At 59.5% G+C, this 13,698-nt stretch carries 8 protein-coding genes; 3 read left to right on the forward strand and 5 right to left on the reverse strand.

The features are described 5' to 3' along the window. Positions 1–8 precede the first annotated feature (8 nt). Positions 9–1,253, forward strand: a complete 1,245-nt coding sequence (locus G1C97_RS02930) for a LacI family DNA-binding transcriptional regulator (RefSeq protein WP_169240459.1) — start codon at positions 9–11, stop codon at positions 1,251–1,253. Between the two features lie 9 nt (positions 1,254–1,262). On the opposite strand, the gene trpD is transcribed toward G1C97_RS02930, so the two are convergent. The 3 genes from trpD to G1C97_RS02945 form a co-directional block, all read right to left on the reverse strand. Then, complete coding sequence (gene trpD / locus G1C97_RS02935) at positions 1,263–2,309, reverse strand: anthranilate phosphoribosyltransferase (protein ID WP_169240460.1); 1,047 nt, start codon at positions 2,307–2,309, stop codon at positions 1,263–1,265. Between the two features lie 172 nt (positions 2,310–2,481). Then, positions 2,482–4,047, reverse strand: coding sequence for an MFS transporter (locus G1C97_RS02940; protein ID WP_169240461.1), 1,566 nt, complete (start codon positions 4,045–4,047; stop codon positions 2,482–2,484). Positions 4,048–4,227: 180 nt separating this feature from the next. Further along, positions 4,228–6,243: a glycosyl hydrolase 115 family protein gene (locus tag G1C97_RS02945; RefSeq protein ID WP_169240462.1), complete on the reverse strand. Its 2,016-nt coding sequence runs from the start codon at positions 6,241–6,243 to the stop codon at positions 4,228–4,230. 189 nt (positions 6,244–6,432) lie between these two features. Here G1C97_RS02945 and G1C97_RS02950 point away from each other — a divergent pair, with 189 nt between their 5' ends. Further along, the gene (locus G1C97_RS02950; protein WP_169240463.1) at positions 6,433–8,688 is read left to right on the forward strand and encodes an extracellular solute-binding protein; all 2,256 of its coding nucleotides are present in this window, start codon (positions 6,433–6,435) and stop codon (positions 8,686–8,688) included. Between the two features lie 98 nt (positions 8,689–8,786). Here the strand turns inward: G1C97_RS02950 and secA are convergent, their stop codons facing one another. Together secA and hpf are read right to left on the reverse strand one after the other, a co-directional pair. Then, entirely contained in the window at positions 8,787–11,723 is a 2,937-nt protein-coding gene (secA, locus tag G1C97_RS02955; RefSeq protein WP_169240464.1) for a preprotein translocase subunit SecA, read from the reverse strand. Positions 11,724–11,973: 250 nt separating this feature from the next. Continuing rightward, positions 11,974–12,636, reverse strand: a complete 663-nt coding sequence (hpf, locus tag G1C97_RS02960; RefSeq protein ID WP_169240465.1) for a ribosome hibernation-promoting factor, HPF/YfiA family — start codon at positions 12,634–12,636, stop codon at positions 11,974–11,976. 296 nt (positions 12,637–12,932) lie between these two features. Here hpf and G1C97_RS02965 point away from each other — a divergent pair, with 296 nt between their 5' ends. Then, entirely contained in the window at positions 12,933–13,697 is a 765-nt protein-coding gene (locus tag G1C97_RS02965) for a hypothetical protein (RefSeq protein ID WP_169240466.1), read from the forward strand. Position 13,698: the final 1 nt, after the last annotated feature.

Here is a 13,698-nt window from a genome sequence, read left to right on the forward strand (position 1 = left end):
CAACTTCATTGACACTGTGTGGAATCCTCTGTGAATCAGAACACGATCAGTCTCGCAAGAATCGCGCGCCCGCATTTTTTGTTGCAAAAAGTTTCATTACAAATCATAATCAACTAGTGATGCACAAGAAAGTAACAATCTACGACATCGCCAAGGAGGCCGGCGTCAGCCCAGCGACGGTGTCACGGGCCCTGTCCCGGCCGGGACTCGTATCCTCCGTCACCATCGCCAACGTCCGGTCCGTCGCGGAACGGCTCGGCTACGATACACCCAAGCGAATCCGACAGCTCGATGATTCGGCCGCCGCAACCATATCAACGCAACGTACCGGTTTGGTCGCGGTCGTTGCACCGGATATCGCCAATCCATTCCAATCGACCTGCATCAAAGTGGTGCAGAACGTGATGGCCTCCCATGGATACACGGTCATCGTTTCAGACACCATGGAGAACATGCTTGCGCATAAGTTGCTGAGCAACGTGTGGATGCAACAGATTGACGGAGCCGTGCTCATCGCCCCCAGAACCGGAGAAGCGGAACTGCATAAAATCGCCGATACCATGCCGCTGACGATAATCAACAGATCCGTGCCAGGCATCGATCAAGTGCTTTCCGATACGCGGAATGCCGTACGCCAGGCGGTGCTTTCTCTGCAGGTTGCAGGCGTATCCACCATCACGTATCTAGCCGGGCCTTCATCATCTTGGTCCGACAGCAATCGACATAACCTTATCGTTCATGAGGCGAAACATCTGGGTATGTCGGTAACGCATATTCAAGCAACTCAGCCCACCATGGAAAGCGGATTCAAAGCCATCGGCAAATTCCTCAGGCATCCCACAGATGCATTGTTCGCTTTCAATGACATCATGGCAATCGGTTTCATGGCTGCCGCGCAAGGCAATGGCATGCATATACCAGCCGATGTAAAAGTGGTTGGATTCGACGACATTCCCATGTCCGCATTCACCAATCCAACATTGTCCACGATTCACCTGCCGGTGGAGCAGAACGCCCACAACGCCGCCCAGTTGCTGCTACATAGAATACGACGCTCCAACATGGGCGGGGCGCAAACCGTGACGGAACAGGCGATGTTCATCGAGCGTGGCAGCATCCACGCCACAAAAGCCATGAGCACGAGCACACTGACATCAGCGTCAGACAGTGCGACGGGGACACTCCATAGCCACGAAACGAAACAGGCTTATTCCTGCATATCATGTGCAGGAATAAGCCTGTCAATGTCTTAAGCGGGTCAATCATGCCTTGGACTTGGCGGTTTCGATCCATTTGTTCAGCAGGGCCTCGGCCTTGCCGGAGTCGACGGCATCTTCGGCGATCTTGTATCCTTCGGCGAAGCGCTCGGCGAGCGTGCCCTCGCCGACCAGATGACCGTCGGCCACGATGGCGGAGGCGGCGTTGAGCAGCGCGGTGGAGCGGGACGGCACGTCCTTGCCGGCCAGGAAGTCACGGAAGGCGGCGGCGTTGACCTCGGGTTCGCCACCCTTGAGGTCGGCGACGTCGATCTTGGCGAGACCCAGATCCACGGTCGGGTCGAAATCGGTCTCGGTGACCTTACCATCGCGGATCTCCCACACGGAGACCGGGCCGGTGGGCGCGAGCTCGTCCATGCCCTCGTGCGAGGTGTAGACCATGCCGGACTGGCCGGCCGCGGCGTAGGCGGCGGCCATGATCGGGCTCATGGCGCGGTTGGCGCAGCCGATGGCCACGTGCGCCGGCTTGGCCGGGTTGGTCAGCGGGCCGAGCACGTTGAACACGCACGGGATGCCGAGCGCGGCGCGCACGGGACCCACGAAGCGCATGGCCGGGTGGAAGGTGCGGGCGAACGCGAAGGTGATGCCCACCTCGTCGCCGACCTCGCCCACGGCTTCGGGCTTGAGGTCCAGCGGCAGGCCGAGCGCCTCGAGCACATCGGCGGCGCCGCACTTCGAGGAGGCGGCGCGGTTGCCGTGCTTGACGATCTTCACGCCGGCCGCGGCGGCCACCACGGAACCCATGGTGGACAGGTTCACCGTGGCGAAGCCGTCGCCGCCGGTGCCCACGATGTCCGTGGTCTCACCAGAGACCTTGAGCGGAATGGCGTGCGAGACCATGGCCTTGGCGGCGCCGGACACCTCCTCGGCGGTCAGGCCCAGCTGCTGCTGCATGGCGAGCGCGGCACCCACGGCGGCCGGGTTCGCGTTGCCCTTCATCAGATCGTCCACGAACCATTCGGATTCCTCGGCGCTCAGGTGGTCTCCCCCGACCAGCTTGGTGAGAATCGACTTCCATGTGATCTCTGCCATTGTTCCTCCTTGACGCACATTAGCGCCCGATAGCTAGTAACGCGGCTCATTGTAATGGCCATACGTTTCTCGAGACGCAAACTTCCATATTGCAAAATGAGGCAAAGGCTCTCCTCCGGTGGAGAGGAGAGCCTCATTCAGCGATTGTCTAGCAATCAGCAGTCATCGAAATTCACTCGGTGGTCTGCGGCCAGCACTGCTCGTACTTGATGCCGGTGAGCTGCTCGACGACCTTCTTGGTGTCGGGATCGACGTCCTTCTTCTTGCCGCCGGCCTTGAGACGGTCGATTTCGGCGAGCAGGACGGCGTCGGTCTTCTTGTCGAGCTTCATCGTGAAGGAGATGATCCAGGCCACGGCGAGACCGGCGATGATCCACCACACCAGCACGGTACCGATGGCGTTCACGGCCTGCTCGGGCTGCGGCTTGCCGGCCTTGAAGGCGGTCTCGACGAAGCCGTTGGCGCCGAGGTACCAACCCCAGGCCATGGCGGACAGGCCGGCGGTGATCTTGCGGGCGAACTGCTGGAAGCCGATGTACAGGCCGCCGCGGTTCTCGCCGGCCATAATCATGTCGACGTCCGGGATGAACGGGAACACGTTCCACGGGATGAACCAGGTCATGGCGCGGAAGATGAGCCACCAGACCATGACCACGTACAGCGCGGTGTTCCAGACGGCGGTGTTGTTCTGGGAGGCGGTCTGCCACAGGCCCCACAGGCCAAGAAGGCCGAGGATGGCGCCGGCGAAGTTCAGGGAGAACATCTTGCGAGGACCGAGCTTGGAGAAGATCCAGCCGAACACGGGCTTGAGCGGCTCGCCGATCAGGGCCATGCCGAGCAGGGCGGTGCCGAAGGCGACCGGCTTGTTGAGGTTGTAGAGCACGAAGAACAGCCACACCTGGCCGAAGATGTCCAAGAAGGACTGGCCGAGCAGGTAGATGAGGATGTGCTTGCGGAAGGTCTTGTTGCGCAGGGTGGAGAAATAGCCTACGAAGATGTCGCCCACGCCCTTGAGCCACTTGCCGAAGTTGAACGGCTCCTTCTTCTCGGCCTCGATGGCCGCCTCGTCGAAGCCGGCCTCCTCCGGGGTCAGCTCCCAGGTGGACTTGTAGGCGATGAACACGAACACCGCGAACAGCACGATGAAGAAGCCCATGGCGATGGTGTAGGACGAGCTCTGCTTCTCACCGAGCGCCTTGAGGAACGCGGCAGCGCCCAGCGGGATCACGGCGGTGGAGATGCCGGAGAACAGCATGCGGGTGGTGGACAGCATCGTGCGGCCGTTGAAATCGGTGGTCATCTCGTTCGGAAGCACCGAGTACGGGGTCATGATGAGCTGATTGGCGATGATCCACAGCGCGTACACCACGAAGTATCCCCATACCGGCAGGCCCGGAACGTACATGAGTATGGTGACCAGCAGGACAGGCACGCCCAGCAGGATCAGGAAGCGACGGCGTCCGAACTTGCGGCCGATCTTCCACTTGTACAAGTTGTCGGACAGCGTGCCGAAAATGAGGGCGGAGAATGCGGCGAGCATCGTCGCGATACCGACGATGGACTGGGCCTGCGCCACCTTCAGTCCGGCGAATGTGGTCCAGAACAAGGTGAGGAATGTGGCGATCTGGCCGAAGCCGCCGCCGTAGAAATCACCGAACGCGTATCCGATCGCGTTGATGAGCTTGATCTTGCGTCCCTGAGGCGCCTTAGCCTCGGGAGCTGCTGTCTGCTGTGACATTACAGCATTCCTTTCTCCATCCAGGCTTGGAATCCAAGTCCGGTTTTTCTTTTTCTTACTCCTCCGCTTCTGTGTGCAAGAAACCGGAGAGGGAAGTGTGATTCCGGGGAAGTCTCACATCGTTGAATGGGACTCCCCCATCCGCTGCGCCCCTCATCAGAGGGGACTATGGTCTGGACGCTACTTGTCCCACTTGGCCTTCATGGCGGCGAAGATCTCACGGTCGGTCGGGTGGTTTTCCATGTTCATGATGACGAACACGTTCTTTTCCCAATCCGGGTAGCAGAAATCACGCAACCACTGGTAGTAGTGCGGGCCGTCGCCCACGCAACGCAGGTAGCCCATGAGCTGCTCGCACACCCATGCGGATTGCTTGATGTCGGTCAGGCAGTCGTTGCGCCAGAAGCCTTCCCACTTGCCGTGTTCGCGGTCACGCATCGCATGGTCGCCGGCGGTGAATTCCTCGGCCGCGAGTCCGGCATCGTAGAACGCGTGCTGCCAGTCTTCCTCGTATCCGGCGAGCAATGCATCGCACACATGCACGGATGCGGCCACCGAATGCTCGTAGATGCCGACTTCCACGCCGATGGAGTCGCGAATGAGCTCTGCAGCGTCCTCCTCACCCCGAAGTTCGGCGGAGATGGCGGCAAGTTCCACTTTGTCGGCCAGATCGGCGTAACGCTTGACGGCCGGAGCGATGAGATTGCGGTAGAACTCGATCTGTTCCTTGAGGTTCTTGCCGTCATGCATCCAGCGCAGATCCTGTGCGGGGGCCTGCTTGTCGCGTAGCCACTGGGTGATGAGCATACGCGGCACATGGTTGAAGTACTGCTCGCCGGCATGGTCGTCCCAGTTCGGGCCGTACTGCACGGCGACCTTCCAGTACTCCTCGTACAGGTCGAAGACGGCATCCACGTTCTCTTCGCCGTAATAGTCGGCGATGTACTGCTTGGCGACTTTCTCAAAGTCGATCTTGCCTTCGCGCCAGATGGCGGCGATGAAGTTCAGGAAGTAGACATGCGGCTTGATGTTGGAGGCGTTGACGATCCACACGTCGTCGCCACCGTTGACGATCACGTTCTCCAGTTCCTTGGACACAAGACGCGGATCGTTGGTGATATCGGTGGTGTGGTTGGCGGCCTGCAGGTCGTAGAAGCTGGCGTGGTAGTAGATGCCGTTGTCGCCGTCGTTGGTGGGCATGGCGGGCACGCGCGGATTGTTGTTTTCCTGGCGACGGGAGACCATGCGGCCGAAGCCGTTGTCGGCCCAGATCTTGGCGACCTGCTTCGGATAGGTCAGGACTCCTGCGCGGTAGAGCTCCATGGCTTCGCCATACAGGTAGATGCAGCATTGCGCACCCGGGTCGGCGTCCTGCACCATGTCGTATTGGCGCTGGATGATCTCGGAGAGCAGCTTGCCGCGAGCCTCGTCGGTGGCGTAACGCGGGTCGAAGTTCCAGAACGGCTGATCGCCCTGTCCTCGGAAGCCCAAGGTCCACACGGTGCGCTTGCCCTTCTGCGCCTCGATGGCCTCACGCCACAAGGCTTCGAAACGAGGTTCCTCTTCAGGCCACTTTGGCTGCACGCCCGGATAGGCGGCGGCGAACATGCGGGCGCCAAGCGGGCAGGCGTGGTGCTGGTTGATGTAGAAGCCCATGTCTTGGGCGAGCTTCAGATGCGGCTCACCGCGCTGGCCGGAACCGGGGATGACCATGTTGCCGCCAAGACGGTAGACGGTTTCGAACGCCAGTCGCCATGTCTTGTCTGAATCGTTGTCGAATTTCCAGTCTTCCAACAACACTTCATCGTTGATGAAGAAACCCTTGTATTTGACGGCGGTCGGCTTGCTGGTCAGAGCGAAATCATCGGCGACTTCGATGCTGGGCGCCGGCTCAAAACGCTGATCGTTCCAGAACCAAAAATCCTTGACGCCAAGCACTTCGCGGCTGACCGCATACAGACCGTAGATGAACCCGAAGTCGTCACCGGCATGAATCTCAAGATTGCCGTCCGACACACGCACTTCATAGGTTTCCGGATTATGGGGTCCTTCAACCAGCACGATGTTCGCACCCTGCCGTTCGGACGGCAGCACCGTTGCTTTCAGGTCACGCTCGATGTCCTCGACCGCAAACGCCACGGCTTTGGACGGCGCCGCGCCCACAACCTTCGTGGTGGCTGTGATGGAAATAGACATGGTTCCTCCAAGTGAACTTGTCTGTTGCTTTTTGCTTCTGCGATGTTGAGCGCTTCCACGCGCCTCGCATTGCTGACATGATTCATGTTCGTGCATCTCGGCAAGACCATTGCGCTTGTTGCCAAAGGTTGCCATAATATTGCCGAATGCTTGTTCGCCTAGGCAATGCCGCTGAAAGGAAGTCCGACCATGGCGCAGCCGCAGCATAAAGCCACCATCTACGACATCGCCCGGGAAGCCGGGGTCAACCCCTCTACGGTCTCCCGCGCACTCAATCAACCAGGCAGGGTGGCCGCCAAAACCGAATTCCGCATTCGTCGCATCGCCGAGCAACTCGGGTATCTGACCATCAGCGATTCCGACTCTTCCGCCGAAGCGTTGCCCGCCACGGGAATGTTGGCGGCCATCGTCCCCACATTGACCAATCCGCTGTATGCGAACGTCATCAGCGACATGCAGCGCCGGCTGGAGTCGAAAGGCTATGGCCTCATCACATTGAACGTCAATGAGGCACCCGCTGAAGAGCGAAAAATGATGTCCTACGCCATGCGCAATGCAGACGGTGTGGCATTGATTTCACCACGACTGAGCGAGCCGGATATCCGTCGCCTTGCCTTGGTCCGACCGGTGATATTGCTCAACAGGGCGATTCCGGGGCTCCCCAGTGTCACAGTGGACGTATCTCGGGCCGTGGATGATGCGGTGCGCCGGCTCAAAGAAACAGGCCATTCCTCATTGACCTATCTGTCCGGTCCAGCAAGTTCATGGGCGAACGAGTACCGCCGTCGCTATATTCGCGCCGCGGCATTCCGCTACGATATGGTCTACCGCGTGGTGAGAGAATGTGACCCGAATGTTGGTGGCGGCACAAAGGCCGTGGAACAGTACCTCGTTCACCCGACCGATGCCGTTATCGCCTTCAACGATGCGTTGGCTTCAGGCTTCATCGCATCCGCAAGACGCAACGGATTACGCATTCCGGAAGATGTTTCCGTAATCGGATTCGACAATACGCAGATGGGCTCGTTGCTCACACCCTCACTCGCCACCATCGACATGCGTGAGGACCATGTGGCTGCCAGCGCTACAGATGCTCTGATAAACGCAGTGCGCAACACCTTCGTGCGCCCAGCGCCCATCGTGCTGGACGCCTCGTTCAAGTCTCGCGACTCAATCAGCACGCACAAGCGCTCTACTATGAAACTCGGCCCATATGCGGAGATCAGGCGCTCCACGGACACCATTGTGCTTACTGTGCTGTCCAATGCGTTCAATGAAACCATGCCGCGCATCAATGAGTTTATGCGCACACATCCGCATATCGTCATCGATCCGATTGAAGGCCGCACCCAGGAGAACACGCTGGCGTTGTATTGGGAGCGTGTGATCAATCATCGTTCGGTACCGGACATCATCAATGTGGAGCGTACCGCACTCCCTCAGCTGGCGGCTTCCGGAGTATTGCAGAATCTGTCCAGCGAACATATCGAGAAGGAGGTCGGCACATTGGTCAACAGGGCCGCTTGGCAATCGGCTCATTATGCCGGGAAGCTATACGGCATTCCCGGTGATCAATCGCAAACGGTAATGTTCTACCGCGCCGATCTGCTCGAACGGTATGGACTGGAGGTTCCCATCTCCTGGGACCAATTCTATGAGGAAGGCGTCGACCTGCATGCACGCAACCCTCAGAGATACATGGGACTGATCGACACTACGAATGTACAGCATTATCTCGCCACCTTCCGTTCGGCCGGCGTCAAGTTATGGACCGTGGAAAACGATTCAACCATCACCTTCCACATGACCGATGAGCCGGCACGCATCATCGCCGACTTCGTTCAACAGGGTCTCGATGCCAGCGTGCTCAACGCGGAACCAATGTGGGACAACAGGTACATGCTGCCGAAATCCGACACCTACTTGACCATCACATATGCGAACTGGCTAGGTAAGATTCTGGCTTCCTCCTATCCGGCGGATAAAGGGCTATGGAAGGTGGCGATGCCGCCCAGCTTGAGCGATCCAAGCCAGATGCAGACCGCAGAGATCGGTGGTTCCATGATGGCTATCAGCGCCGGTTTGTCGAAGATTCGTCAGCAGGCCGCGATGACGTTCATCCGCTGGTTCCAGCTCGACCCGGCTTCCATCGAACTGCGCGCGCCAGGCGGCGTGTCTGCGGCTGCCGGCTACGTGGAGGATCTGACACGCCGCGGCACCGTCGATTCATATTTCAATCAGCCGATCTACGACATCTATGCCAAGTCGGCCGCACGAGTGAACCGCGACTGGGACAACCTGCCGTTCTACAGCCAGCTTGACGCCGAGTTCGCTCGACTGATTGTACCGGCCCTCAGACCAGGCGGTCGTAGTCCTGAACTGTTCGGAGAGTGGGAACGCCGGCTGAAGATCTATGCCACGTCCCAAGGTTTCACCGTGCGGTGACAAACAATCACAAAAGCCGGGGAGCGGTTTCTTGTATTCGAAGAAAGGCTCCCCGGCTTTCAACCAGCCGTACAGGCTACATGCCTACGGCTGATGCGTCACTTCTCGTTCTGTCCGTGGCACATCTTGTACTTGCGACCGGAACCGCACGGGCACGGAGCGTTCTTGCCGGTGCCCGGGAAGGTACGACCATCGGCCCATGGGGTCTTGAGCTCTTCGCTCTTCGGACGCTTGTTGGCCGGGACCTTGCCTGCGGCATGGCTGATCGGAGCCGGTCCGGAAACCGCGGAGGTCACCTCTCCAGCTTCGGAAGCCTTGGCGGATTCGGCGATTGCCGCCTTCTCCTCCTCGTCTTCTTCCTCAACCTCGCCGTCGGCGGCTTCAGCTTCGGATTCACCGTCTTCATCCGGACCGGCGGCCACGGTGGCTGCGGAATCGGCACCCTCGGAGCCGGCGGTGATGCCGGCAACGGATTCGGCGGCATCCACGGCGGCGTCCTCGTCATCGGTGGAATTCGGATCCTGCGTGGCGGCCACCTGCTTGACGTCGATGTGGAACAGTAGCTGGACGGACTCCTCCTTGATCGCTTCGATCATGGAGTTGTACATCTGGTAGCCTTCGCGCTGGTATTCGACCAGCGGATCACGCTGGCCCATACCGCGCAGACCGATGCCGTCCTTCAGGTAGTCCATCTCGTAAAGGTGTTCGCGCCACTTGCGGTCGAGCACGGCGAGCACCACGCGGCGTTCAAGGTCGCGCAGACCCTTCTCGCCGATGGTCTTTTCCAGCTCGTCGTACTTGTCCTCGGCGTCCTTGACGATGAGGTCACGCACGGCCTCGACGGCCTTCTCGCCCTTGAGCTTGCCGGCGGCGTCCTTGGCCTCGTCCACGATCACCTTGGTGGGCACCACGGTGTTGAGCGCCTTGAACAGGCCTTCCCAATCCCAGTCCTTGGGCTTGTCGGAGCCGTTGTTGGCACCCTTGATATAGGACTCGATGGTGTCGGCAATGAAACGCTCGATATCCTCGTGGATATCCTCGCCCTTCAGCACGGCCTGACGCTCGGAGTAGATGACAGTACGCTGCTTGTTCATCACGTCGTCGTACTTGAGCACGTTCTTACGAATCTCGTAGTTACGGGATTCCACGGCCTTCTGCGCGGTGCGAACACCCTTGGTCACGGACTTGGCCTCGATCGGCTGGCCTTCCTCCATGCCCTTGGCCATGACCTGAGCCACCAGCTGGGTGTTGAACAGACGCATCAGATCGTCTTCCAGAGACAGGTAGAAGCGGGATTCGCCGGGATCGCCCTGACGGCCGGAACGACCGCGCAGCTGGTTGTCGATACGGCGGGACTCGTGACGCTCGGTGCCCAGCACATACAGGCCACCAAGTTCCTTGACTTCCTCGTGCTCATCCTTGACCTGCGCCTTGATTTCGTTCAAGGTGCCCGGCCAACGCTTCTCATACTCTTCCGGAGTGTCTTCCGGAGAATAGCCTTCGGACTTGAGCTTGGCATCCGCCAGGAACTCGACATTGCCGCCGAGCATAATATCGGTACCACGACCGGCCATGTTGGTGGCCACAGTCACAGCGCCCTTACGACCGGCGACAGCGACGATGGCCGCCTCCTTCTCATGCTGCTTGGCGTTGAGCACCTGATGCGGGATCTTGGCCACGTCGAGCAGGGTGGAGACCACTTCGGAGCTTTCCACGGATGCGGTGCCGAGCAGCACCGGCTGACCCTTGGCGTGCCTCTTGGCCACATCCTTGACGATGGCGGCCAGCTTCTCCTTCTTGGTACGGAAGATGAGGTCGTCCTGATCCTTACGGATCATCGGCTTGTTGGTCTTGATCGGCAGCACGCCCAGCTTGTAGGTGTTCATGAACTCGGCGGCCTCGGTCTCGGCGGTACCGGTCATGCCTGCAAGCTTGTCGTACATACGGAAGTAGTTCTGCAGGGTGATGGTGGCGAAGGTCTGGTTCTCGGCCTTGACCTCCACGCCTTCCTTGGCTTCGATGGCCTGATGCAGGCCTTCGTTGTAACGGCGACCCGGCAGGATACGGCCGGTGTGCTCGTCGACGATCAGCACTTCGCCCTGAGTGACGACGTAGTCCTTGTCGCGCAGGAAGAGTTCCTTGGCCTTGATGGCGTTGTTCAGGTAGCCGATCAGTGCGGTGTTGGCCGGCTCGTACAGGTTGTCGATACCAAGGAAGTCTTCGACCTTGGTAATGCCCGGGTCGAGAATGCCGACGACCTTCTTCTTCTCATCGACGTCGTAATCCTCGTCGCGCGTAAGCTTCAGAACCAGCTTGGCGAAGGTGCGATACCAACGGGTAACGTCACCTTCCGCCGGACCGGAGATGATCAACGGGGTACGGGCCTCGTCGATAAGGATGGAATCGACCTCATCGACGATGGCGTAATGATGACCACGCTGTACGAGGTCGGCCTTCTCCCAAGCCATGTTGTCACGCAGATAGTCGAAGCCGAACTCGTTGTTGGTGCCGTAGGTGATGTCCGCGTTGTACTGCTTACGACGTTCCGGTGGCTTCTGTTCGGTGATGATGCAGCCGACCGACATGCCCAGGAAGCGGTAGATGCGGCCCATCAGCTCGCTTTGGTAGCTGGCAAGGTAATCGTTGACGGTGACCACGTGAACGCCCTTGCCTTCCAAGGCGTTGAGATAGGTAGGCAGGGTGGCCACCAACGTCTTGCCTTCACCGGTCTTCATCTCGGCGATGTTGCCCCAGTGCAGGGCGGCACCGCCCATCAGCTGCACATCGAAGTGGCGCTGGCCAAGGGTACGCTTGGAGACCTCACGCACAGTGGCGAACGCCTCGGGCATGATATCGTCCAGGCTCTTGCCGTCGGCAAGCATCTTCTTGAACTTGGGGGTTTGCGCCTTGAGCTCCTCGTCGGAGAGGGCAGAGATTTCGTCCTCCAGCGCGTTGACGGCCTTGGCCACGTTCTCCAGCTTCTTCAGCTGGTGGCCTTCGCCCATACGCAGGGCTTTGTCAATAATATCGACCACTGGGTTCTCCCTTGACTATTTGCGGTGGTTCCATCCACCACGATACCGCACGCATACATACTTCTCTGATTTTTTCGACCATATTACGAAAAATTGGTGCCATACGCGCATTCCACCGCATCAAAGACGATGCACATCACCTTTTGCGCTACGCAAAACAATCGCCGACAACACAAAAAGGCCGCCTCCCGATCGCGCAGGAAGCGGCCAACATCAACCGACTACAGTCGGCAACGAGCTATCCGAAGATTCAGTCCTTCTTGACATTCTCCGGGGTATCGATCTCGAATACGCCGTAGCTCCAACCATGACGGTGATAGACGACGGAGGGACGACCGGTCTCCTTGTTGACGAACAGGAAGAAGTCATGTCCGATCAGTTCCATCTCGTACAGCGCCTCGTCGATGCTCATCGGCTCGGCGATGTGCAGCTTGCGACGAATGACAATCGGAGTGTCCCCAACCTGAACCTCCACGGACTCGCCGGGGCCAAGATCGGAAGCCACTGCGGCCTCCGGGCTGTTGTTCGGCTCCTCCTCGGCCTCTTCGACCTCGGGTTCCGGAGCGACCACGCCCAGATCCACCGGCACCGGGTTCGTATAGCCGCGGCGATGATCCTTGCGGCGATCGCGAGTACGGCGCAGACGCAGGGTCAGCTTGTCCAGAGCCATATCCAGCGCGCTGAACTCGTCCGTGCTGGAGGCCTCGGCACGCACCACGGTGCGGCCGGCGATAACAGTGATTTCCACGCGCTTGGCGGTATCGGCCTGACGCGGGTTGCCCTCGTGGGTCAGCACGATCTGCGCACGCTGCGCATCCGGGGCGATAGCGGTCACACGATTCATCTTGGTCTCGACGACATCACGGAACCTCTGCTTGACCTGCGTGTGGCGTCCGGTAACGACGATTTCCATGTTGACCTCCTATATGACTCAAGCGGTTTTACCCGCTATATGCGTCCCGTACAGCATCATTACCGTGCGGGTAAGTTTCATTGTAGACGAACAATGGGTAAATCCTCGGCAACTCGCCAAGAGAAAACTTATTCTTTCCCGACACGGTTCCGAAACATGCCACGACGTAGCCTGATGGGTCGGTTTGTTTTCCTTGGAGGAAAGCCTTATACTTTCCTGTAAGGAAAACAAACCACTCCTGACCGACCCAACGTCAATGATGACGCGGCACAAAAGCCTTTAGAAAGGAAACCGCGATGAAGCGCTCCACCCGCAATGCCACGCATGACATCGCCCACGCATCGTACGGGAACGACACGCCCGGACCACTCCCCGGCGAGACTCCCCCGACGACGGCCGACGACGCACGACTGATCCTGAACAGCATCGAGCGCGACCGCACGGCGCTGGCCGCGCGCCTGTCTCCGCCCCGATGGCTGTATCCGACAATCGCGCTGCTCGTGGCCTTCGACGTGCTGGGCCTCCAGATCAGCAGCGCGTTCGATTCCTGGACCGGCGACCGCCTTGCGGAACTTCGGGATGCATATGATGCGGCGATCAGCCAGGCGTCGTACCGGAACATCCCTGTCGGGGAAATCGACGACTATTTCAAGCCCTTGATTGACGAAACGCTAAGGTACGGCCAATACAGCCAATGGTGCGTGTGGCTGTGTCTGGCGATCGATCTGGTATGCATCGTCGTGGCCTATCAGATGATGCGCTGGCTGGCCGGCATGCAGGGGGCGGACGACCGACGCAGCGCCGGCGTCCCATTGCTGTGGCCCTGGTTCCTCACGTTCGGCGTGCGGCCGATGAACACCCGCATGCATGTGTTGCACGCCACGATGGTCGTCATGCTCGTCGCCTATGCGGGCTCGCTCACGTATCTGAACTGGAGCGGCGGGGACCCGTTCCGCACCGCATGGTGGGCCATGGTGGCGACCGCGCTGTGGTCCGTCTTCTTCGTGGCGAGCGAGACCGGCTATGACCGTCTTGCGTCCCAGGCGTTGGCGAAGATATAGC

Origin of the sequence: Bifidobacterium olomucense (assembly GCF_012932375.1) — a bacterium.
GTDB classification, from domain to species: Bacteria; Actinomycetota; Actinomycetes; order Actinomycetales; family Bifidobacteriaceae; genus Bifidobacterium; species Bifidobacterium olomucense.